This window comes from Agromyces larvae (assembly GCF_022811705.1).
Classification (GTDB): domain Bacteria; phylum Actinomycetota; class Actinomycetes; order Actinomycetales; family Microbacteriaceae; genus Agromyces; species Agromyces larvae.
This window is the reverse complement of record NZ_CP094528.1, coordinates 1,144,611-1,167,493: the sequence shown is the minus strand read 5'-3', so window position 1 is coordinate 1,167,493 and position 22,883 is coordinate 1,144,611. Positions and strand designations below refer to the sequence as shown.

Sequence of the window (22,883 nt, the reverse complement as noted above, 5' to 3'; positions counted from 1 at the left end):
AGGGTGCGCATCGCTCGAACAAGGAGTTCTGCTTTGGCTGAGAAGCTGTCCGGCATCATCGACCCGCCCATCGACGACCTGCTTTCGAAGGTCGACTCGAAGTACCAGCTCGTGATCTTCGCGTCCAAGCGCGCTCGTCAGATCAACGACTACTACGCCGACCTGCACGAGGGCAGCCTGTTCGACAACGTCGGCCCGCTGGTCGACTCGTCGATCGACGACAAGCCGCTCACGGTGGCGATGCACGAGATCAACGAGGACAAGCTCCGGCTCACCCCGATCGGCGAGTAACCGGGCCCGCCCGATGCCGCTCAACATCGTCGTCGGCATCGCCGGCGGCATCGCGGCCTACAAGGCGGTCGGCGTCGTGCGTGCGCTGGTGCTGGCCGGCCACGACGTGCACGTCGTGCCGACCGAGGCTGCGTTGCGGTTCGTGGGCCGCCCGACGCTCGAGGCGATCTCGCGCAACCCGGTGCACGTCGACCTCTACGAGGGCGTCGCCGAGGTGCGTCACGTCGCGATCGGCCAGGCCGCCGATCTCATCGTGATCGCGCCGGCGACGGCGAACACCATCGCGAAGCTCGCCGCGGGCCTCGCCGACGACCTGCTCGGCAACACCGTCCTCGCGAGCGAGGCGCCGCTGGTCGTCGCGCCCGCGATGCACACCGAGATGTGGCGCCATCCGGCGACGCAGGCGAACGTCGCGACGCTTCGCGAGCGCGGCGTCACCGTCGTCGGCCCGGCGGTCGGGCAGCTCACGGGCGCCGACAGCGGCCCGGGCCGCATGTCGGAGCCCGACGACATCGTCGCGGCTGCGCTCGCGGTCGTGGGCGAACCGGATGCCGCGCAGCACGCCGGCCGCGAGGCATCCGATACGCGTGTCGGCGACCTCGCCGGGCGGCGCGTCGTGGTGACCGCCGGCGGCACCCGCGAACCGCTCGACCCGGTGCGGTTCCTCGGCAACCGCTCCAGCGGCAAGCAGGGCGTCGCGATCGCCGAGGCCGCGCGCGAGCGCGGTGCATCCGTCACCCTGATCGCCGCGAACCTCGAGGTGGCCCGGCCCGAGGGGTGCGACATCCGCGCCGTCTCGACGGCGCTCGAACTGCGCGACGCGGTCCGCGAGGCGGCGGTCGGGGCCGACGTCGTCGTGATGGCGGCCGCCGTCGCCGACTACCGGCCGGCCGTCGTCAGCGAGGCGAAGCTCAAGAAGGACCCGGGGTCCGACGACGGGCTCACCCTCGAACTCGTCCGCAACCCCGACATCCTCGCCGAACTCGGCCGCGAGCCGCACGACGGCACGCTCCTGGTCGGGTTCGCCGCCGAGACCGAGCCCGACGCCGAACGGCTGCTCGAACTGGGCCGCGCCAAGCGGCGTGCCAAGGGCGCCGACCTGCTCGCGGTCAACCGGGTGGGCTGGACGGCGGGATTCGCCGCCGACGACAACGTCGTCACGGTGGTCGACGGCGACGACACGGTCGTCGCCGAGCTTCATGGAACGAAATCGTCGGTGGCGCAGGGCATCCTTGACGTGGTTGTCTCGAAGCTCGCACCCAGTTCGTGACGACCACGCCCGCCCCGTTCGCCCGCCGAGAGGAATCCGCGTCCCCATGAGCGATCTGCGTCTGTTCACCTCCGAGTCCGTGACCGAGGGTCACCCCGACAAGATCTGCGACCAGGTCTCCGACTCGATCCTCGACGCGCTGCTCGCCGTCGACCCGCACTCCCGGGTGGCCGTCGAGACGCTCGTCACCACGGGTCTCGTGCATGTGGCCGGCGAGGTGACCACCTCCGGCTACGTGGAGATCCCCGCGATCGTGCGCGAGCGGGTCACCTCGATCGGCTACGACTCGTCCGACGTGTGGTTCGACGGCCGCAGCTGCGGGGTGTCCGTCTCGATCGGCGGCCAGTCGCCCGACATCGCCCAGGGGGTGGACGACGCGTTCGAGACCCGCGAGGGGTCGAGCGTCGACGAGCTCGACCGGCAGGGCGCCGGCGACCAGGGCATCATGTTCGGCTACGCCACCCGCGAGACGCCCGAGCTCATGCCGGTGCCGATCTGGCTCGCGCACCGCCTCAGCGAGCGGCTCGCCGCCGTTCGCAAGGCGGGCGAGCTCGACTACCTGCGGCCCGACGGCAAGACGCAGGTGACCATCGGCTACGACGGGCAGACGCCGCGCACGATCGAGACCGTCGTGCTGTCGACCCAGCACTCGCCGAAGGTGTCGACCGAGCAGCTGCGCGCCGAGGTCGAGGAGGTGGTGATCCGGCCCGTGCTCGACACCGTCGAGCTCACCCGCGACGACCTGAAGGTGCTCATCAACCCGACCGGCCGCTTCGAGATCGGCGGCCCCCAGGGCGACGCCGGCCTGACCGGCCGCAAGATCATCATCGACACCTACGGCGGCGCCAGCCGGCACGGCGGCGGCGCGTTCAGCGGCAAGGACCCGTCGAAGGTCGACCGGTCCGCCGCCTACGCGATGCGCTGGGTGGCGAAGAACGCGGTCGCCGCGGGCTTCGCCGAGCGACTCGAACTGCAGGTGGCGTACGCGATCGGCGCGGCCTCGCCGGTGGGCCTGTACGTCGAGACCTTCGGCACCGGCACGCTGCCCGACGAGCAGATCATCCGCGCCATCCGCGAGGTGTTCGACCTGCGCCCGGCGGCGATCATCCGCGACCTCGACCTGCTCCGCCCGATCTACGCGCAGACGGCCACCTACGGGCACTTCGGCCGTGAGCTGCCCGACTTCACCTGGGAGCGGATCGACCGCGTCGACGACCTGCGTCAGGCCGCCGGCGTCTGAGATGACCGACGGCGCGGTCGCGCGGGTGCTCGTCGATTCGCCGCTGCCCCAGCTCGATCACCTGTTCGACTACCGGGTGCCCGCGCGGCTCGCCGAGGCCGTGCAGACCGGCGCACGGGTCCGGGTGCCGCTGCGCACGGGCGGTCGCATCGCGGACGGCTGGGTCGTCGAACTCGCCGACCGCAGCGCGTACCCGGGGGAGCTGAGCGAGGTCGAAGATGTCGTGAGCACCGTCCCGGTGCTCACGCCCTCGGTGTGGGCGCTCGCGCGCGCGGTCGCCGACCGCGCCGCCGGCAACGCGAGCGACGTGCTGCGGCTCGCGATCCCGCCGCGCTACGTGCGAGTCGAGAAGGCCTGGGCCGCCGGCACGGCCGATGCCGGCGACCTGCCGACCGCGCCGCCGCCGGTCTCGGGGTTCGCCGCCGGACGCGTCGAGGAGGGCCTCGCGCGCGGCGAGCGGATGGCGCTGCGCGTCGAGCCCGGGATGCGCCGCACCCCGTCGGGCGAATGGGTCGGCGCGTGGGCGGCCACGCTCGCGGAGGCGGCGGCGCACGTGCTCGCGGCCGACCGGTCGGTGCTGATCGCGGTGCCCGACCATCGCGACCAGGAGCAGGTCGAGACGGCGCTCGCCGGGCTGGTGGATCCACGCCGGGTGCTGCGCGCCGACGCCCGCCAGACGGGTGCCGAGCGGTACCGCTCGTTCCTCGCCGCGACGGGCGACGCGGCCCGCATCGTGGTCGGGAATCGGTCGACCGTGTACGCGCCGGCCGCGCGCCTCGGGTTGATCGCGATCTGGGACGACGGCGACCCGCTGCACGCCGAACCCCTCGCCCCGGGGGTGCACGCCCGCGACGCGGCGCTGGTGCGCCAGGAGCAGTCGGGTGCCGCGCTGGTCTTCGCCGCGCACACCCGCAGCGTCGACGTGCAACGGCTCGTCGAGCTCGACTGGGTGCACGAGATCGCCCCCGTGCGCGCTGCACGACCGCGGATCGTGCTCACCGCCCGCGCCGACTCGGCCGAGCCGGGCTCGGCCCGCATCCCGTCGATCGCGTGGCGGGAGGCCCAGCGGGCGGTGGCCGAGGGGCCCGTGCTGGTGCAGGTCGCCCGGCCCGGTCGGGTGCCGCTGATGACCTGCGCCCGCTGTCGCGAGACGGCGCACTGCGCCGCGTGCGGGGGCACGATCGCGGTGCCCGCCGACGGGGGTCGGGCCGCGTGCACGCTGTGCGGCACCACGACGACGGGCTGGCGGTGCCCGGTGTGCGACGGCACCGCGCTGCGGGCGGCGACGATCGGCGCCACCCGGACGGCCGACGAGCTCGGGCGGGCGTTCCCGCGCGCGAAGGTGGTGCTCTCGGACGGCGAGCGGCAGGTCGTGCGCGTCGATGCCGGTCCGGCGCTCGTCGTCGCCACGCGGGGTGCCGAGCCCGTCGCCGACGGCGGCTATCGTGCGGTGCTGCTCCTCGACGGCGAACGGATGCTCCTGCGCGAATCCCTGCGGGTCGCCGAGGATTGCCTGCGCTGGTGGTCGAACGCGGCGGCGCTGGCCGCCCCCGGGGCGCCGGTGCATCTGGTGGGGGTGGGCGGCGCCCTCGGCACCGCGTTCGCGACGTGGCGCCAACCCGATTGGGCGTCGACCGAGCTCGACGCGCGTCGGGCGCTGCGGTTCCCGCCGGCCGTGCGCATCGCGTCGGTGACGGCGGCCGCCGACCGGGTCGCCGGCGCAGCGGAGGCCGCACGTCGAGCCGCTGCGGGGGTCGACGTGCTCGGCCCGGTCCACCTGGACGACGGCCTCGACCGCGCGATCGTGCGGTTCGACTACGCCTCGGGCAAGGCGGTCGCGGCGGCGTTGCGGGCCGAGGCGGTGCGCACGGCCACCGAGCGGCGCAAACCGGTCGCCGGCCGTCGGCCCCAGCGGCCGCCGGTGCTCCGGGTCCGGTTCGACGACCCGGCCGTTCCCTGACCCGCGTCGGCGGCGTCCGCCCGCATCCGGACGGTTCGCGGCCGCCGCCCGACCGCCGCGCGCGGTGCGGGCCCCGGCCGGGGGAGAATGGAGTGTGCCAGCCCTCCGACTCGTCTTCGCCGGAACCCCCGCCGCCGCCGTGCCCGCCCTGCGGCGGATCGCCGACGGCCCGCACGAGATCGCGGCGGTCGTCACCCGACCGGCCGCGCCGCTCGGCCGCAAGCGCGTGCTCACGCCGTCGCCGGTCGCGCAGGCCGCCGCCGAGCTGGGGCTGCCGGTCATCGAAGCGGCCCGGCTCGACGCCGACGCGGGGGAGCGCATCGCCTCGCTGCGCCCCGACCTCGGCGTGATCGTCGCGTACGGCGGGCTCGTGCGCGAGCCGCTGCTGTCGGCGCCGGCGCACGGCTGGATCAACCTGCACTTCTCGCTGCTGCCGGCCTGGCGGGGTGCCGCGCCCGTGCAGCGCGCGATCATCGCGGGCGACGCCGAGACCGGGGCATCCGTGTTCCGGCTCGTGCCCGAACTCGATGCCGGCGACGTGTACGGCGAGCTGCGGCATCCGATCGCACCGGGACGCACCGCCGGCGACCTGCTCGACGAACTCGCCGACCTGGGCGCCGGACTGCTCGCCGACGTCGTCGACGGGATCGCCGACGGCACCGCCGTCGCAACCCCGCAGCACGGCGAGCCGACGTTCGCGCCGAAGCTGGCCATCGACGATGCGCGGCTCGACTTCACCCGGCCCACCGCCGAAGTCGACGCCCGCCGGCGCGGTGTCACCCCCGAACCCGGCGCGTTCACCGAGGTCGACGGGGTGCGGCTGAAGGTGCTCGACGCCGAGCCCGTGGCCGATGCGCCGGACCTGCCGGCGGGCCGCGTGGCGCTCCTGGGCAAGCGCGTGCTCGTCGGGACCGCCGACGGTGCGCTGCGACTCGTGCGCGTGCAGCCGGCCGGGCGCACCGCGATGGCCGCCGCCGACTGGTGGCGGGGCCTCGGCGTCGACGAGGCGGTCGCCCGATGAGCGGGGACGGCGGCGCCGACTCCGGCCGGCGTGCATCGCGCCCGAGCGGTGGACGCGCACGCGGCGCCGGCTCGCGTGGCGCAGCGTCGGGCAGCCGCCGGGACCGATCCGTCTCACCCGCCCGGGTGGTCGCCTTCGACGTGCTCGAGGCGGTGCGCACGAGCGACTCGTACGCCAACCTGCTGCTGCCCGCCCGCATCGAGCGGGCCGGGCTCGAGGGCTCCGACGCGGGCCTGGCGACCGAGCTCACCTACGGCACGCTGCGCCGGCTCGGCACGTGGGATGCGGTGATCGCCGACGCCGCCGGGCGGCCGACCGACCGCATCGACCCCCCGGTGCTCGACCTGCTGCGCCTCGGCACGCACCAACTCCTCGCCACGCGCGTGCCCACGCACGCGGCCGTGAACGAGACCGTCGCGCTCGCGCACCGGGTGGCGCCCGCCGCGGCCGGCTTCGTGAACGCGGTGCTGCGGCAGGTCTCCCGCACCGACGCCGAGGAGTGGATGCGACGCCTCGCCGAGTCCGCACGCGACGACACCGAGCGGCTGGCGACGACCACGTCGCATCCGGCCTGGATCGTGCGAGCGCTGCGCAGCGCGCTCGCCCACGAGGGCCGCGCCGACGAGCTCGGCGCCCTGCTGGACGCCGACAACGCGTCGCCCGTCGTCAACCTCGTCGCCCTCCCGGGGCTCGGCGACGCCGCCGTCGACGAGCTCGGCGCGCCCGACGTGTACTCGCCGGTCGGCTTCACCGCGGAGCATCCGCTCGCCCTGGTGGCCGCGCACGAGGGCCGGATCCGCGTGCAGGACGAGGGCTCGCAGCTGGCCGCCCTCGCGCTCAGCCGCGCCCGACCGGTCGAGCCGGGGGAGCGCTGGCTGGACCTGTGCGCCGGACCGGGCGGCAAGACCGCGCTGCTGGCCGCCGAGGCGCTCGCCGGCGGTGCCGCGCTCGCGGCGAACGAGCTCGTGCCCGCGCGCGCCGAGCTGGTGCGCCGCGCGATCGCGGCGGTGCCGCTCGACGTGCACGTGCGCGTGGGCGACGGCACCGACCTCGACCCCGCCGAGCTGGGTGCGCCGGGCGGCTTCGACCGCATCCTGCTGGATGCCCCGTGCACGGGCCTCGGCGCGCTGCGGCGCCGGCCCGAGGCGAGGTGGCGCAAACAGCCGGCCGACGTCGCCGAGCTCACGGCGGTGCAGGCACGGCTCGCCGATGCCGCGTTCGCGGCGCTCGCGCCGGGCGGCATCCTCGCCTACGTGACCTGCTCGCCGCACACCGCCGAGACGCACGGCACGATCGCCGCCGCGCTCAAGCGCTGGGGCGAGGCCGCCGAGCCGCTCGACACCGCAGCGGCGGTGCGGCAGGTCGCGAACCGGCCGCTCGATCTCGGCGGCGACGGCCGCACCGTGCAGCTGTGGCCGCACCGGCACGGCACCGATGCGATGTTCATCGCGCTCGTGCGCAAACGCCCCGAGGCCGAACCCGCGGCCGCCGCTCGATAGGCTGCCGCCCATGACGACGCGCATCAACCCGAGCATCCTCGCCGCCGACTTCGCGAACCTCGAGCACGAACTCTCGCGCATCGCGACCGCCGATCTCGTGCACGTCGACATCATGGACAACCACTTCGTGCCGAACCTGACGTTCGGGCTGCCGATGGTGGAGCGGCTGGTGCAGGTCTCGCCGGTGCCGCTCGACGTGCACCTCATGATCGACGACCCCGACCGCTGGGCGCCGGGGTACGCCGAGGCGGGCGCGGCGAGTGTGACGTTCCATGTCGAAGCCGCCGCCGACCCGGTGCGGCTCGCCCGCCGGCTCCGCGAGATCGGCGCGAGGGCGGGCATCGCCCTGAAGCCCGGCACGGATGCCGCGCCCTACCTCGACCTGCTCGACGAGTTCGACCAGGTGCTCGTGATGACCGTCGAACCGGGGTTCGGCGGGCAGTCGTTCATGCCCGAGACGATGCCGAAGCTGCGACGGGTGGCCGACGCGGTCGCTGCACGCGGCGTCGACGTATGGCTGCAGGTCGACGGCGGCATCACGGTCGACACGATCGGCATCGCCGCGGACGCCGGCGCCGACACGTTCGTCGCGGGCTCCGCGGTGTTCCGCGGCGAGCCCGCCGAGCAGATCGCGGCGCTGCGCGAGGCGGTCGCCGCGCACCGCCACGACGACGCGCCGCGCACCGGTAGGCTTCTAGGGTGAAATCCTTCGACGAGCTCTTCGTCGAGTTGAGCGACAAAGCCCGCACCCGCCCTGAGGGCAGCGGCACCGTGCGCCAGCTCGACGCCGGCGTGCACGCCATCGGCAAGAAGATCGTCGAGGAGGCGGCCGAGGTCTGGATGGCCGCCGAGTACCAGAGCGACGACGAGACGGCCGAAGAGATCTCGCAGCTGCTCTACCACCTGCAGGTGCTCATGCTCGCCAAGGGGCTCTCGCCCGCCGACGTGTACCGACATCTCTGATCGCGCCTCCGCCATGACCGATCAGTTCCGTCGACACGAAAGCCAGGGAATGCTCCGCATCGCCGTGCCCAACAAGGGTTCGCTCGCCGAAATCGCCGCCGAGATGCTGTACGAGGCCGGATACACCGGCCGCCGGGACAGCAAAGAGCTCTACGTCTCCGACCCGCGCAACGGGGTCGAGTTCTTCTACCTCCGCCCGCGCGACATCGCCACCTACGTCGGCTCGGGTGCGCTCGACGTCGGCATCACCGGCCGCGACCTGCTGCTGGACTCGGGCTCCGAGGCGGTCGAGATCGCCGCGCTCGGGTTCGGCGACTCGACATTCCGGTTCGCGGGCCCCCCGGGCGCGTACGCCGACCTCGCCGATCTCGAGGGCGTGCGCGTCGCGACCAGCTACCCGGGCCTGGTCGGCGACTTCCTCGCCCGCCACGGCGTGACGGCCGATCTCGTGAAGCTCGACGGCGCCGTCGAGTCGGCGGTTCGTCTCGGCGTCGCCGACGCGGTCGCCGACGTCGTGTCGACGGGCACGACCCTCCGTCAGGCCGGCCTGGAGATGTTCGGGCCGGTGATCCTCGAGTCCGAGGCGGTGTACATCGGCTCGGGGGTCGTGCAGCCCGGCACGCAGACCCTGCTGCGGCGTCTGCAGGGCGTGCTGGTCGCCCGTCGGTACGTGCTGCTCGACTACGACGTGCCGGTCGCGAAGCTCGACGCCGCGACGGCGGCCGCCCCGGGCTTCGAGTCGCCCACGATCTCGCCGCTGCATGACCCCGAGTGGGCCGCGGTGCGCGTGATGATTCCGCGCGTCGGCATGAACCAGGTGATGGACACGCTCTACGAGCTCGGCGCCCGCGCCATCCTCGTGAGCGCGATCCACGCGGCCCGGCTGTAGGAGGGGGCAGCGATGAGCCTCGCCGTCCGTGTCATCCCGTGCCTCGACGTGGCCGCCGGCCGCGTCGTCAAGGGCGTCAACTTCCTGAACCTGCGGGATGCCGGCGACCCGGTCGAGCTCGCCGCGCGGTACACCGCGCAGGGGGCCGACGAACTGACCTTCCTCGACGTCACCGCCACGGTCGACGACCGTTCGACCACGTACGACATGGTGCAGCGCGTCGCCGAGCAGGTGTTCATCCCGCTCACCGTCGGCGGCGGCGTGCGCTCGCCCGAGGACGTCGCCCGGCTCCTCGGACACGGCGCCGACAAGGCCGGTGTGAACAGCGCCGCGATCGCGCGGCCCGAGCTGATCGCCGAGATCGCCGACCGGTTCGGGGCGCAGGTGCTCGTGCTGTCGCTCGACGTGAAGCGGTCCGACCGCACCGAGTCGGGCTTCGTGGTCACCACGCACGGCGGGCGCACCGAGACCGACCTCGACGCGCTCGCCTGGGCGCGGCGCGGCATCGAGCTCGGCGCCGGCGAACTGCTGGTCAACTCGATCGACGCCGACGGGACCAAGCAGGGCTTCGACCTCGAACTCGTCGCCCTCATGCACGAACTGTCGAGCGTGCCGGTCATCGCCTCCGGCGGCGCCGGTGCCGTCGAGCACTTCGCCCCGGCGGTCGCGGCGGGCGCCGACGCGGTGCTCGCCGCATCCGTCTTCCACAACGGCGAGCTGACCGTGGGCGATGTGAAGCAGGCGCTGCGCGCCGAGGGGAGGACCGTGCGATGAGCGCACCCGACGACGAGGAGCTCGAGCGCGACGACGAGCCGTGGACGCCCGGCGGCGACCCGCTCGATCGTGCCGCGTTCAACGCCGACGGCCTGCTGCCCGCGATCATCCAGCAGCACGACACCGGCGAAGTGCTCATGCTCGGCTGGATGGACCGCGAGGCGCTGCGCCGCACCCTCACCGAGGGGCGCGTCACGTTCTGGTCGCGCTCCCGGCAGGAGTACTGGCGCAAGGGCGACACCTCGGGCCACGCGCAGTACGTCAAATCGGCCGCGCTCGACTGCGACGCCGACACCCTGCTGGTGCAGGTCGACCAGGTCGGCGCGGCCTGCCACACCGGCACCCGCACCTGCTTCGACGCCGACCGGCTCCAGGTCGTCGCCGGGGAACGCGGATGAGCGCCACCACGGCGTTCGACGCATTCGCGCGGCTGCTGCCGGGCCGGCGCGTGGTGCCCGTGGTGCGCGAGCTGTTCGCCGACGGCGAGACGCCGGTGGGCATCTACCGCAAGCTCGCCGCCGGCCGAGCGGGCACCTTCCTGCTCGAGTCGGCCGAGCAGGGCGGCATCTGGTCGCGCTACTCGTTCGTGGGCGCCGGATGCTACGGCGTGCTGACCGACCGCGACGGCGTCGTCGAGTGGCAGGATCACGGCCTCTCGGCCGAACGGGCACTCGGCGAGGCATCCGCGCTGACCCCGCTCGCCGCCCTCGAAGCCCTGCACCGCCGCTGGGCCACCGAGGACGTGCCGGGCGCGCCGCCGCTCACCGGCGGCCTCGTCGGCTTCATCGGCTGGGAGGCGATCCGTCAGATCGAGCATCTGCCGAACCGGCCGCCCGCCGAGATCGACCTTCCCGGTCAGGCGTTCGCGTTCGTGTCCGAACTCGCGGTCATCGACCACCGCACCGGCACGGTGCAGCTCGTCGCGTCGGTGCTGAACGACGGCGACGAGGCGCCCGCCGAGCTCTGGGCGGACGCGCAGACCCGGCTCGATCGTCTGCAGGCGGCCCTCGCCCGGCCGGCCGACGCCCACCTCGCCGAGATCGACCTGTCGGCCGCCCCCGCCCCCGCCCACCGCACCGACCGCGGCGACTTCCTCGCGGCGGTCGAGCGCTCGAAGGAGTACATCCGCGAGGGCGACGTCTTCCAGGTCGTGCTGTCGCAGCGGTTCGAGCAGCCCGCCACGGCCGACCTGATCGACGTGTACCGGGTGCTGCGCACCCTCAACCCGAGCCCCTACATGTACTTGCTGCACCTCGAGACCCCGGCGGGCGACCCGTACTTCATCGTCGGGTCCTCGCCCGAGGCGCTCGTGAAAGTCGAGGACGGCCGGGTCTACACCCACCCGATCGCCGGGTCGAAGCCGCGCGGCGCGACCCCCGAGGACGACGCCGACCTCGAGGCGGCGCTCCTGGCCGACCCGAAGGAGCAGGCCGAGCACCTCATGCTCGTCGACCTCGCCCGCAACGACCTCGCGAAGGTCTGCATCGCCGGCACCGTCGAGGTCACCGAGTTCATGCGCGTCGAACGGTTCAGCCACATCATGCACCTCGTCTCCAGCGTCGAGGGCGACCTGGCGCCGGGCCGCAACGCGGTCGACGTGTTCCGCGCCACCTTCCCGGCGGGCACCCTGTCCGGCGCGCCCAAACCGCGCGCGCTGGAGATCATCGACGAACTCGAACCCGCCCAGCGCGGCGTCTACGGGGGAGTGGTCGGCTACTTCGGCTTCGGCGGCGACGCCGACCTCGCGATCGCCATCCGCACCGCGACCATCGCGGGCGGCGTCGCCCACGTGCAGGCGGGCGCCGGGCTCGTCGCCGACTCCGACCCCGACAGCGAGTTCCTGGAGTCGCAGAACAAGGCCGCCGCACCCCTGCGGGCGGTCGCGATCGCGAACGCCCTGCGACGGGTGGGATCGTGACCCCCGACCGCGCGAAGCTGCCCGCCATCCTCGCGGTGATCGCGGGCTCGGGGCTCGCGCTGCTCTCGTGGAGTCAGGCATGGTTCGAGGTCCGGCTCGCCGCGGGCGCCGGAACCGGCGCGGCGCTCTCGGTGCGCGGTGACGTCGCGAGCCCCGCGCTCGCCGCGCTCGCGCTCGCCGGGCTCGCGCTCGCCGGTGCGCTGGCGATCGCGGGGCCCGGCATCCGGGTGCTGCTGGGCGTCCTCGCGGTCGTGCTGGGCGGATGCCTCGTGCTCGCGGTCTCGACGAGCCTGGGCGACGTGGTCGATGCGGTCGCCCCCGCCGTCACGGACGCCACCGGGGTGACCGGGACGGCACCGGTCGCCGAACTCCTCGCCGAGACCACGGCGACGATCTGGCCGTGGGTCGGACTGGCGGGCGGCATCGTCGTCGCGGCCGCCGGAGCACTGGTGCTCGTCACGGGGCATCGCTGGCCGGCGGGGTCGCGGCGGTACGGCAGCGGTGCCCGACTCGCGTCGACGACCGCTCCCGAGGGCGATGCGCCCGACGCCGGCGGCGCCGACGCGCCGGGTCCCGCCGACGGAACGGGGGAGCCGACCGCGTCCGGTTCCCCGGCCCGCTCCGAGGCATCCGACCGTTCGCCGGGCACCGGAGCAGCCGGTCCCCGTCCCGCACGCGACCGCGCGATCGACGACTGGGACGAGCTGAGCCGGGGCGACGACCCGACCGCCTGACCTCCCGACCGCCCCACCCGGTCGGTCGCCGTGCCGCCGCGAGCACGCCCGCTAGACTGACACCCGACCCCCGCAACGAAGGAGCATCATGAGCACTGAGACCGCAGATCCCGGCCACGGACACTCGCCCGCGGCGTGGACCGCCGTCACGATCATGCTCATCGCGTTCGTCATCGGCACGGCCGCGTTCTTCTTCGAACTGGCCTGGCTGGTCTGGGCTGCGGCCGGGCTGCTCGTCGTCGGACTGATCGTCGGCTGGGCGCTCGCGCGTGCCGGTTACGGCGTCGGCGGCGCCAAGGTCGCGCCCCCGAAGGTCCACTGAGAGTGCTCGCCGACCTGACGGCGAACGCCGTCGCGGACGCGCGCGCTCGCGAGACCGAGCGGTCGCTCGCCGAAGTCGAGCGCGCGGCGCTCGCGCGCCCCGCGGCGATCGACGCGCTCACCGCGCTGGCGCCGGCCGACCGGGTGAAGATCATCGCCGAGATCAAGCGATCCAGCCCGTCGCGCGGCTCGCTGGCCGCGATCACCGACCCGGCCGCGCTCGCCCGCAGCTACGAGCAGGGCGGCGCGAGCGCGATCAGCGTGCTCACCGAGGGGCGCCGCTTCGGCGGTTCGCTCGCCGACCTCGAACTCGTGCGCGACACGGTCTCGCTGCCGGTGCTCCGCAAGGACTTCATCGCGACGCCCTACCAGGTGTTCGAAGCCCGCGCGGCCGGCGCCGACCTGGTGCTGCTGATCGTGGCCGCGCTCGACCAGCCGGTGCTGGCCGACCTGCACGCGCTCATCCTCGAGCTCGGCATGACCCCGCTCGTCGAGACCCACTCGGCCGACGAGGTCGACCGTGCCGCCGATCTCGGCGCGAAGCTCATCGGCGTGAACGCCCGCGACCTCACGACGTTCGAACTCGACGCCGACCTCTTCGGCCGGCTCGCCGAGCGCATCCCGGCCGACGCCGTCCGCGTCGCCGAATCGGCCGTGAAGACCGCCGCCGACGTCGCCCACTACCGTGCCGCCGGCGCCGATGTGGTCCTCGTCGGCGAAGCGCTCGTCACCGACGGCGACCCCGAATCCACCCTCCGACGATTCCTGGAGGACTGATGTCCCTGCGTACCGAAACCGGGCCGTACTTCGGCGACTTCGGCGGCCGGTTCGTACCCGAATCGCTCATCGCCGCGCTCGACGAGCTCGCCGACGCCTACCAGCTCGCTAGGAACGATCCCGAGTTCCAGCGCGAGCTCACCGACCTGCTCGTGAACTACGCCGGCCGCCCGTCGATCATCACCGAGGTGCCGCGGTTCGCCGAGCACGCCGGCGGCGCCCGCATCATCCTGAAGCGCGAAGACCTGAACCACACGGGTTCGCACAAGATCAACAACGTGCTCGGCCAGGCGATCCTCACGAAGCGCATCGGCAAGCGCCGGGTGATCGCCGAGACCGGTGCCGGGCAGCACGGCGTCGCGACCGCGACCGCCGCCGCCCTGTTCGGGCTCGACTGCACCATCTACATGGGCAAGGTCGACACCCAGCGACAGGCGCTGAACGTGGCCCGGATGCGACTACTCGGTGCCGAGGTGATCGCGGTCGAACACGGCACCGCGACCCTGAAGGACGCGATCAACGAGGCGCTGCGCGACTGGGTCACCAACGTCGAACACACGAACTACATCTTCGGCACGGCGGCCGGCCCGCATCCGTTCCCGGCGATGGTGCGCGACTTCCAGAAGATCATCGGCGAAGAGGCGCGCGAGCAGGTGCTCGCGCTCACCGGCCGCCTCCCCGACGCGGTCGCCGCGTGCGTGGGCGGGGGGTCGAACGCGATCGGCATCTTCCACGCGTTCCTCGACGACACGGATGTCTCGCTCTACGGCTTCGAGGCCGGGGGAGAGGGGCACGAGACGCCCCGCACCGCCGCGACCATCACGCTCGGCCGTCCGGGCGTGCTGCACGGCGCCCGCAGCTTCCTGCTGCAGGACGAAGACGGCCAGACCCGCGACTCGCACTCGATCTCGGCCGGGCTCGACTACCCGGGAGTCGGCCCCGAGCACTCCTGGCTCAGCGCGATCGGGCGAGCGCAGTACCTGCCGGTGACCGACGCCGCCGCGATGGACGCATTGCGGCTGCTCAGCCGAACCGAGGGCATCATCCCCGCGATCGAGTCGGCCCACGCGTTGGCCGGCGCGCTCGAACTCGGGCGCGAGCTCGGACCGGACGGGGTCATCCTCGTGAGCCTCTCGGGCCGCGGCGACAAAGACATGGAGACCGCCGGGCGCTGGTTCGGCCTCATCGACGAAGGGGCGACGCAGGCATGAGCGTGCGCGACACCATCCGCACGCGGGTCGACGCCGGCACGGGCGCGCTCATCGGCTATCTGCCGGTGGGGTTCCCGAATCTCGCCGAGTCGATCGACGCCGCCGTCGCGATCGCCTCGAACGGGGTCGACGCGATCGAGCTCGGTCTGCCGTATTCCGATCCCGTGATGGACGGCGCGGTGATCCAGGCTGCCACCCAGGAGGCGCTGCGCAACGGGTTCCGGCTGCGCGACGGCTTCACCGCCGTCCGCGAGATCACCTCGCAGATCGACGTGCCGATCCTGGTCATGACCTACTGGAACCCCGTCGTGCAGTACGGCGTGGACCGGTTCGCCGACGACCTGCTCGCGGCGGGCGGCACGGGGCTCATCACGCCCGACCTCATTCCCGACGAGGCATCCGAATGGATCGCCGCATCCGAGCGCACCGGGCTCGACCGCGTCTTCCTCGCCGCGCCCTCGTCGACCGGTGATCGGCTCGATCGGGTCGTCGCGCAGAGCCGCGGGTTCGTGTACGCGGTGTCGACGATGGGCATCACCGGTGCGCGCCGCGACGTCGACGCGGCCGCGCGCGCGGTCGTCGAGCGCCTGCGCGCCCACGGCTGCGACAGCACCTGCGTCGGCGTCGGGATCTCGACGCCCGACCAGGTGCGCGAAGTCCTCGAGTACGCCGACGGCGCCATCGTCGGTTCGGCGCTGGTGAAGGCGCTCGGCGACGGCGGCGTCGAGGGGGTCGGCCGCCTCGCGGCCGACCTCGCACGCGGCACCCTGGCCGCGTGAAGTAGGCTCTTCGAGGCCCGTTCGCGGGCATCCCACGAGAAAGGCAACGCCGAGCGTGTCAGCCCCCTTCAGCATTCCGAGCCCCGATGAGGCGTGGCAGATCTTCGAGATCAACCTCTTCGGGTGGCAGATCAACCTGCACACCTATGCGCTCTGCATTCTGCTGGGCATCATCCTGGCCGTCGTCATCACGTCGCGCCGGCTGACCAAGCGCGGTGCCGAACCGGGCATCGTGCTGGACATCGCGCTGTGGGCGGTGCCGCTCGGCATCATCGGTGCGCGGCTCTACCACGTGCTCACGCACCCCGGGGACTACTTCTACGAGGGCGCGAACATCTGGAACCCGTTCCAGCCCGGTGCGATCTGGAACATCTGGGAGGGCGGCAACGCGATCTTCGGCTCGCTCCTCGGCGGCGCGGTCGGCGTGCTCATCGGCTGCCGGCTGACCGGTCTGCGGTTCTGGTCGTTCGCCGACGCGCTCGCGCCCGGCCTGCTCGTCGCGCAGGCCGTCGGCCGGATCGGCAACTGGTTCAACCACGAGCTGTTCGGTGCGCCCACCGACCTGCCGTGGGGTCTCGAGATCGAGAGCACCAACCCCGCCTGGCCGCAGGGGCTCGAAGACGGCACACTGTTCCACCCGACGTTCCTGTACGAACTGATCTGGAACCTGCTCGGCGTCGCCGTGATCATCCTGCTCGAGCGTCGCGCCAACCTGCGCTGGGGCAAGGCGTTCGGCGTCTACCTGATCTGGTACGGCCTCGGCCGGTCGTTCTTCGAGTCGATCCGGGTGGACCCGAGCGAGATGTTCCTGGGCATCCGGGTGAACGTCTGGGCGGCGTGGGCCGCGGTCGTGATCGGCATCGTGCTCATCCTCGTGCAACGTCGTCGCCACCCCGGTCTGGAGCCGAGCGTCTACGTTCCGGGGCGCGAGTGGGTGCGTCCCGACCCTGAGGTAGACTCTGACGACACCGAGTCCGACTCAGACTCTCTCGACGACGGCGTCGAGGGCGAGCCCGCAGAGGGCGCGACGGCAGCCACAAGCCCTGATCGTCCCGCCTCCGAGTAACGTTCCCACCGTTTCGCGAGCTCCGACGCGGCACCGCATCATGTGCCGCGAGATTCCCTCCGCAGGGCCGACGACGTCCCCAAGCTGCCACCTAGACGACGAGGACGGTCCACGTGTCGCCCACCCCACCCTTCGCGAGATTCAGCTCGGTTCCCGAGGCTCAGGGTCTGTACGACCCCGCTGCCGAGAAGGACGCGTGCGGGCTCGCCATGGTGGCGACCCTGCGCGGCACGGCCGGGCACGACATCATCCAGCACGCGCTCGACGCGCTGCGGCACCTCGAGCACCGCGGTGCCGTCGGTTCGGATGCGGGCACCGGTGACGGTGCGGGCATCATCACGCAGGTGCCCGACGCGTTCCTCCGCGAGGTCGTGGGGTTCCCCCTGCCTGCCGCAGGGGCATACGCCGTGGGCAACGCGTTCCTGCCGATCGATCCGACGTCGCGCAGCGTCGTCAAGCGGCAGGTGCAGGCGATCGCCGCCGAGGAGGGGCTCACCGTTCTCGGCTGGCGCGAGGTGCCGGTGCGCCCCGATGAGCTCGGCACGCTGGCGCGCGCCGCGATGCCGGCGGTGCACCAGCTCTACGTCCGTGCCGCGTCGGTCGACGACGAGGGGCGTTCGGCGGCGGGCATCGAAATCGACCGGCTGACGTTCCGGCTGCGCAAGCGCGCCGAACGCGAACTCGAGCTCTACTTCGCCTCGCTGTCGAGCCGCACCATGGTCTACAAGGGCATGGTCACGACGCTGCAGCTCGAGCCGTTCTATCCCGACCTGTCCGATGAGCGGTTCGCCTCCAAGCTCGCGCTCGTGCACTCGCGGTACTCGACGAACACGTTCCCGTCCTGGCCGCTCGCGCAGCCGTTCCGCATGATCGCGCACAACGGCGAGATCAACACCATCCAGGGCAACCGCAACTGGATGCGCGCGCGGCAGTCGCAGCTCGAGAGCGAGCTCCTGGGCGACCTCGCGCCGATCCTGCCGATCGTCACGCCCGGTGCGAGCGACTCGGCCTCGTTCGACGAGGTGGTCGAGCTGCTGACCCTCGCCGGGCGCAGCCTGCCGCACGCCATCATGATGATGGTTCCCGAAGCCTGGGAGAACCAGACCGAGATCGACCCCGCCCGCCGTGCGTTCTACGAGTACCACTCGATGCTCATGGAGCCGTGGGACGGCCCCGCGGCCATCGTCTTCACCGACGGATCCCTCGTCGGCGCGACGCTCGACCGCAACGGGCTGCGCCCCGGCCGCTACCTCGTCACCGACGACGGGCTCGTGGTGCTCGCCAGCGAGATCGGCGTGCTCGACATCGACCAGTCGCGCATCGTGCGCAAGGGGCGGCTCCAGCCCGGCCGCATGTTCCTCGTCGACACCGAGGCCGGCCGGCTCATCGAGGACGACGAGATCAAGGCCGACCTCGCGGCGCAGGCACCGTACGCGGACTGGCTCGAGCAGAGCCGCATCCGGCTCGGCGAACTGCCCGAGCGCGAGCACATCGTGCACCCGCCGCTGTCGGTGAACCGCCGCCAGCGCACCTTCGGGTACACCGAGGAGGAAGTGAAGATCCTCCTCACGCCGATGGCGAGGACCGGCCAGGAGCCGATCGGCGCGATGGGGTCCGACACCCCGGTCGCCGTGCTGTCGAAGCGGCCGCGTCTGCTGTTCGACTACTTCACCCAGCAGTTCGCACAGGTGACGAACCCGCCGCTCGACTCGATCCGCGAGCAGGTCGTGACCTCGCTCGGCACCTCCCTCGGCCCCGAGCGCAACCTGCTCTCCGCCGGACCCGAGCACGCACGACAGGTCGCGCTGGACTTCCCGGTGATCGACAACGACGAGCTGGCGAAGATCGTGCACATCGATCCGCGGGCCGGGTCGCGGGCCACGACGACGATCCGCGGCCTGTACCGGTTCGACGAGGGCCGCGACGCGATGCGCAACCGCCTCCGCGCGATCTGCGACGAAGCGGACGCGGCGATCGAGTCCGGCGTGTCGTTCATCGTGCTGAGCGATCGCGACTCCGACAAGGACCTCGCGCCCATTCCCTCGCTGCTCATGCTCTCGACCGTGCACCACCACCTCATCCGCACCGAGAACCGCATGAAGGTCGGGCTGATCGTCGAGGCGGGCGACGTGCGCGAGGTGCATCACGTCGCGCTCCTGGTCGGCTACGGGGCATCCGCCGTGAACCCCTACCTCGCGATGGAGACCTGCGAGGACCTCGTGCGGTCGGGGGTGATCACCGGCATCACGCCCGAGCAGGCGGTGCACAACGTGATCAAGGCGCTCGGCAAGGGCGTGCTGAAGATCATGTCGAAGATGGGCATCTCGACGATCTCCTCCTACGGCGGTGCTCAGGCGTTCGAGGCCGTCGGGCTCGCACAGGACTTCATCGACGAGTACTTCACCGGCACCACCTCGAAGCTCGGTGGCGTCGGACTCGACGTCGTCGCCACCGAGAACCTCGAGCGGCACACGTCGGCGTACCCCGCCGACGTGGCGGTACGTGCGCACGAGCGGCTCACCACCGGAGGCGAGTACCAGTGGCGACGCGACGGGTCGCCGCACCTGTTCAACCCCGAGACGGTGTTCCGGCTGCAGCATTCGACGCGCAACCGCAGGTACGACGTGTTCCGCGAGTACACGAAGCTCGTCGATGACCAGGCCGAACAGCTCATGACGCTGCGCGGGCTGTTCACGCTGCGCACCGGGACCCGTCCGCCCGTGCCGATCGACGAGGTCGAGTCGGTGGCATCCATCGTGAAGCGGTTCTCGACCGGCGCGATGAGCTACGGCTCGATCTCGAAGGAGGCGCACGAGACGCTCGCGATCGCGATGAACCGACTCGGCGCGAAGTCGAACACGGGTGAGGGCGGTGAAGACCTCGATCGCCTCCTCGACCCCGAACGCCGCAGTGCGATCAAGCAGGTCGCCTCGGGACGCTTCGGGGTGACGAGCATGTACCTCACCCATGCGGACGACATCCAGATCAAGCTCGCCCAGGGCGCCAAGCCGGGCGAGGGCGGTCAGCTTCCGCCGGCGAAGGTCTACCCGTGGGTGGCGCGCACGCGGCACGCGACCGCGGGCGTCGGCCTCATCTCGCCCCCGCCGCACCACGACATCTACTCGATCGAAGACCTGAAGCAGCTCATCTTCGACCTGAAGCGCGCCAACCCGGGCGCGCGCGTCCACGTCAAGCTCGTGAGCCAGTCGGGTATCGGCGCGGTCGCGGCCGGTACGGCCAAGGCACTCGCCGACGTCATCCTGGTCTCAGGCCACGACGGCGGCACGGGCGCCAGCCCGCTCAACTCGCTGAAGCACGCCGGCACGCCCTGGGAGCTCGGCCTCGCCGAGACCCAGCAGACCCTCATGCTGAACGGTATGCGCGACCGTGTCGTGGTGCAGGTCGACGGGCAGCTGAAGACGGGTCGCGACGTGATCATCGGCGCGCTGCTCGGCGCCGAGGAGTTCGGCTTCGCCACGGCGCCCCTGGTGGTCGAGGGATGCGTCATGATGCGCGTCTGCCACCTCGACACCTGTCCGGTGGGCGTGGCGACGCAGAACCCCGTGCTGCGCAAGCGGTTCTCCGGCAAGCCCGAGTTCGTGGTCAACTTCTTCGAGTTCATCGCCCAGGAGGTGCGCGAGTACCTCGCCGAACTCGGGTTCCGCTCGCTCGACGAGGTCATCGGCCGCCGCGAGCTGCTCGACGTCGACCGCGCCGTCTCGCACTGGAAGGCCGACGGCCTCGACCTCGCACCCGTGCTCATCGGCCCCGACTTCTCGGACTCCGAGCCGCGTCGCAACGCGCGCCCCCAGGACCACGAGCTGCACGAGCACTTCGACAACGAGCTCATCCGCCGGGCGCGGCAGGTGCTCGACCACGGTGGTCGCATCGAGGTCGAGGTGCCGATCCGCAACACCGAGCGCGCGGTGGGCACGATGCTCGGGCACGAGGTCACGGTGCACCACGGCGAGCAGGGGCTTCCTGCCGGGTCGATCGACGTGAGCCTCACCGGATCGGCCGGGCAGTCGCTCGGTGCGTTCCTGCCCTCGGGCGTCACGCTGCGGCTGAGCGGCGATGCGAACGACTACGTGGGCAAGGGGCTCTCGGGCGGGCAGATCGTGGTGCGCCCGGTCGAATCCGCCGGATTCGTCGCGGAGCAGAACGTGATCGCCGGCAACGTCATCGGGTACGGGGCGACCAGCGGGTCGATGTTCATCCGCGGCATCGTGGGCGAGCGATTCCTCGTGCGCAACTCGGGAGCGACCGCCGTCGTCGAAGGCGTCGGCGATCACGCGCTCGAGTACATGACCGGCGGCCTGGCGGTGATCCTCGGCGAGACCGGCCGCAACCTCGGCGCAGGCATGTCGGGCGGCACGGCCTACGTGCTGGGGCTGCGCGAGTCGCGCGTCAACCGCGAGTCGCTCGCGGGCGGCGAACTCGAACTCCTCGCGCTCGGCGGCGCCGACCGCGAGATCGTGCGCGACCTGCTCGAGCAGCACGTCGCCCAGACGGGGTCGGCCGTCGCAGCGCGCCTCCTCGACGAGGGCGAGGCTGCGTTCGAACGATTCACGAAGGTGCTGCCGCGCGACTACGCGGCCGTGCTCCGAACCCGCCAGAGCGCGGTCGAAGAAGGACTTGACCCCGACGGCGACGTCGTGTGGGGACGCATCATGGAGGTGACGGGTGGCTGACCCGAAGGGCTTTCTGAAGGTCACCGAGCGTGAGCTTCCCAAGCGGCGACCCGTTCCGGTCCGGTTGATGGACTGGAAAGAGGTCTACGAGCAGGGCGACCCGGCGCAGCTGCGCCGGCAGGCCGGCCGCTGCATGGACTGCGGCGTCCCGTTCTGTCATCAGGGATGCCCCCTCGGCAACCTGATCCCAGAGTGGAACGACCTGATGTGGCGCGGCGAGGGCCGCGCGGCCATCGAGCGCCTGCACGCGACGAACAACTTCCCCGAGTTCACGGGTCGGCTCTGCCCGGCGCCGTGCGAGTCGGCGTGCGTGCTCGGCATCAACCAGCCCGCGGTGACGATCAAGCAGGTCGAGGTCTCGATCATCGACCAGGCGTTCGGCAACGGCTGGGTGCAACCGCAGCCGCCGGCGCGCCTCACCGGCAAGACGGTCGCCGTCGTCGGCTCGGGGCCCGCCGGTCTCGCCGCCGCCCAGCAGCTCACGCGCGCCGGCCACACCGTCGCGGTGTTCGAGCGCGACGACCGCATCGGCGGGCTCCTGCGGTACGGCATCCCCGACTTCAAGATGGAGAAGCGCCACCTCGACCAGCGGCTGGCGCAGATGACCGCGGAGGGCACGCGGTTCCGCGCCGGCGTCGACATCGGCACCGACATCACCTGGGACCAGCTGCGCGAACGGTACGACGCCGTCGTGGTGGCGACGGGCGCCATGGTGCCGCGCGACCTGCCGATCCCCGGGCGCGACCTGGCGGGCGTGCACTTCGCGATGGAGTACCTGACGCAGTCGAACCGTCAGCTCGCCGGCGACGAGGTCTTCGACCAGATCACGGCCGAGGGCAAGCACGTCGTCGTGCTCGGCGGCGGCGACACCGGCGCCGACTGCATCGGCACCGCGCACCGCCAGGGCGCGCTCACGGTCACGAACCTGGCCATCGGCAAGCAGCCGAGCGCGGTGCGCACCGACGACCAGCCCTGGCCGATGCATCCGACGCTGTTCGAAGTGCAGTCGGCGCACGAAGAGGGCGGCAAGCGCGAGTACCTCGCGTCCACCGTGGAGTTCATCGCGAACGACAACGGCGAGGTTCGTGGCATCCGGGTCGCCGAGACCGAGTACCTCGACGGCCGCCGTGTGCCCAAGGGGGGCACCGAGCGCGAGATCCCCGCCGACCTGGTGCTGCTCGCCCTCGGATTCACCGGTCCCGAGACCGACACGATCCAGCCCCAACTCGAGGTCGGCGTGAGCGCGCGGGGCATCCTCGAGCGCGATGCCGACTACGCCACCGCCCTGCCGGGCGTCTTCGTGGCCGGCGATGCCGGCCGCGGCCAGTCGCTCATCGTCTGGGCGATCGCCGAGGGCCGGGCTGCGGCCGCGGCCGTCGACCGGTACCTTGAAGGCGAGACACGCCTTCCGAGCCCGATCCCCGCGACCGCTCGCGCGTTCGCGATCTGACGTCCGCAGGCGTCACCTGAACCCCCGAC

The 22,883-nt window shown here is 72.4% G+C and carries 20 protein-coding genes; all 20 read left to right on the top strand.

Going from position 1 to position 22,883, the window contains the following annotated elements; all coding sequences use genetic code 11:
* Nucleotides 1–33: 33 nt before the first annotated feature.
* The 20 genes from rpoZ to MTO99_RS05295 all read left to right on the top strand — a co-directional run bounded on the left by rpoZ (nucleotide 34) and on the right by MTO99_RS05295 (nucleotide 22,854).
* Nucleotides 34–291, top strand: coding sequence for a DNA-directed RNA polymerase subunit omega (rpoZ, locus tag MTO99_RS05390; RefSeq protein WP_149161896.1), 258 nt, complete (start codon nucleotides 34–36; stop codon nucleotides 289–291).
* Nucleotides 292–304: 13 nt separating this feature from the next.
* A complete protein-coding gene (coaBC, locus tag MTO99_RS05385) occupies nucleotides 305–1,561 on the top strand; it encodes a bifunctional phosphopantothenoylcysteine decarboxylase/phosphopantothenate--cysteine ligase CoaBC (RefSeq protein ID WP_243557616.1) in 1,257 nt (418 codons plus the stop codon).
* A gap of 46 nt (nucleotides 1,562–1,607) precedes the next feature.
* Nucleotides 1,608–2,801 (top strand): methionine adenosyltransferase, encoded by a 1,194-nt coding sequence (gene metK / locus MTO99_RS05380; RefSeq protein WP_243557615.1) that lies wholly within the window; start codon nucleotides 1,608–1,610, stop codon nucleotides 2,799–2,801.
* A 1-nt stretch (nucleotide 2,802) separates the two neighbouring features.
* Nucleotides 2,803–4,761, top strand: coding sequence for a primosomal protein N' family DNA-binding protein (locus MTO99_RS05375; RefSeq protein WP_243557614.1), 1,959 nt, complete (start codon nucleotides 2,803–2,805; stop codon nucleotides 4,759–4,761).
* Nucleotides 4,762–4,855: 94 nt separating this feature from the next.
* Entirely contained in the window at nucleotides 4,856–5,782 is a 927-nt protein-coding gene (gene fmt / locus MTO99_RS05370; protein WP_243557613.1) for a methionyl-tRNA formyltransferase, read from the top strand.
* Nucleotides 5,779–7,281: an RsmB/NOP family class I SAM-dependent RNA methyltransferase gene (locus MTO99_RS05365; RefSeq protein ID WP_243557612.1), complete on the top strand. Its 1,503-nt coding sequence runs from the start codon at nucleotides 5,779–5,781 to the stop codon at nucleotides 7,279–7,281. The genes fmt and MTO99_RS05365 overlap by 4 nt, the downstream gene beginning before the upstream one ends.
* 10 nt (nucleotides 7,282–7,291) lie before the next feature.
* Nucleotides 7,292–7,984 carry a ribulose-phosphate 3-epimerase gene (rpe, locus tag MTO99_RS05360; protein WP_243557611.1) on the top strand — a complete coding sequence of 231 codons (693 nt, stop codon included), beginning with the start codon at nucleotides 7,292–7,294 and terminating at the stop codon, nucleotides 7,982–7,984.
* A complete protein-coding gene (locus MTO99_RS05355) occupies nucleotides 7,981–8,244 on the top strand; it encodes a phosphoribosyl-ATP diphosphatase (RefSeq protein WP_243557610.1) in 264 nt (87 codons plus the stop codon). The genes rpe and MTO99_RS05355 overlap by 4 nt, the downstream gene beginning before the upstream one ends.
* A 49-nt stretch (nucleotides 8,245–8,293) precedes the next feature.
* Entirely contained in the window at nucleotides 8,294–9,133 is an 840-nt protein-coding gene (gene hisG / locus MTO99_RS05350; RefSeq protein ID WP_243557609.1) for an ATP phosphoribosyltransferase, read from the top strand.
* Nucleotides 9,134–9,145: 12 nt separating this feature from the next.
* On the top strand, nucleotides 9,146–9,907 hold the full coding sequence (gene hisF, locus MTO99_RS05345; RefSeq protein ID WP_243557608.1) for an imidazole glycerol phosphate synthase subunit HisF: 762 nt from the start codon (nucleotides 9,146–9,148) through the stop codon (nucleotides 9,905–9,907).
* Nucleotides 9,904–10,305, top strand: coding sequence for a phosphoribosyl-AMP cyclohydrolase (hisI, locus tag MTO99_RS05340; RefSeq protein WP_243557607.1), 402 nt, complete (start codon nucleotides 9,904–9,906; stop codon nucleotides 10,303–10,305). Before hisF ends, hisI begins: the two co-directional genes overlap by 4 nt.
* Nucleotides 10,302–11,825 (top strand): anthranilate synthase component I, encoded by a 1,524-nt coding sequence (locus tag MTO99_RS05335; RefSeq protein WP_243557606.1) that lies wholly within the window; start codon nucleotides 10,302–10,304, stop codon nucleotides 11,823–11,825. Before hisI ends, MTO99_RS05335 begins: the two co-directional genes overlap by 4 nt.
* On the top strand, nucleotides 11,822–12,559 hold the full coding sequence (locus MTO99_RS05330) for a Trp biosynthesis-associated membrane protein (protein WP_243557605.1): 738 nt from the start codon (nucleotides 11,822–11,824) through the stop codon (nucleotides 12,557–12,559). Before MTO99_RS05335 ends, MTO99_RS05330 begins: the two co-directional genes overlap by 4 nt.
* An 88-nt stretch (nucleotides 12,560–12,647) precedes the next feature.
* The gene (locus MTO99_RS05325) at nucleotides 12,648–12,881 is read left to right on the top strand and encodes a DUF6704 family protein (protein WP_243557604.1); all 234 of its coding nucleotides are present in this window, start codon (nucleotides 12,648–12,650) and stop codon (nucleotides 12,879–12,881) included.
* Between the two features lie 2 nt (nucleotides 12,882–12,883).
* On the top strand, nucleotides 12,884–13,657 hold the full coding sequence (trpC, locus tag MTO99_RS05320; protein WP_243557603.1) for an indole-3-glycerol phosphate synthase TrpC: 774 nt from the start codon (nucleotides 12,884–12,886) through the stop codon (nucleotides 13,655–13,657).
* Nucleotides 13,657–14,868, top strand: a complete 1,212-nt coding sequence (gene trpB / locus MTO99_RS05315) for a tryptophan synthase subunit beta (RefSeq protein WP_243557602.1) — start codon at nucleotides 13,657–13,659, stop codon at nucleotides 14,866–14,868. Before trpC ends, trpB begins: the two co-directional genes overlap by 1 nt.
* Nucleotides 14,865–15,647, top strand: a complete 783-nt coding sequence (trpA, locus tag MTO99_RS05310; protein ID WP_243557601.1) for a tryptophan synthase subunit alpha — start codon at nucleotides 14,865–14,867, stop codon at nucleotides 15,645–15,647. Before trpB ends, trpA begins: the two co-directional genes overlap by 4 nt.
* A gap of 55 nt (nucleotides 15,648–15,702) precedes the next feature.
* Nucleotides 15,703–16,713, top strand: a complete 1,011-nt coding sequence (lgt, locus tag MTO99_RS05305) for a prolipoprotein diacylglyceryl transferase (protein ID WP_435520801.1) — start codon at nucleotides 15,703–15,705, stop codon at nucleotides 16,711–16,713.
* A 113-nt stretch (nucleotides 16,714–16,826) separates the two neighbouring features.
* Nucleotides 16,827–21,404 carry a glutamate synthase large subunit gene (gene gltB / locus MTO99_RS05300; protein ID WP_256461035.1) on the top strand — a complete coding sequence of 1,526 codons (4,578 nt, stop codon included), beginning with the start codon at nucleotides 16,827–16,829 and terminating at the stop codon, nucleotides 21,402–21,404.
* Nucleotides 21,397–22,854, top strand: a complete 1,458-nt coding sequence (locus tag MTO99_RS05295; RefSeq protein WP_243557600.1) for a glutamate synthase subunit beta — start codon at nucleotides 21,397–21,399, stop codon at nucleotides 22,852–22,854. The genes gltB and MTO99_RS05295 overlap by 8 nt, the downstream gene beginning before the upstream one ends.
* The last annotated feature ends 29 nt before the right edge of the window (nucleotides 22,855–22,883 follow it).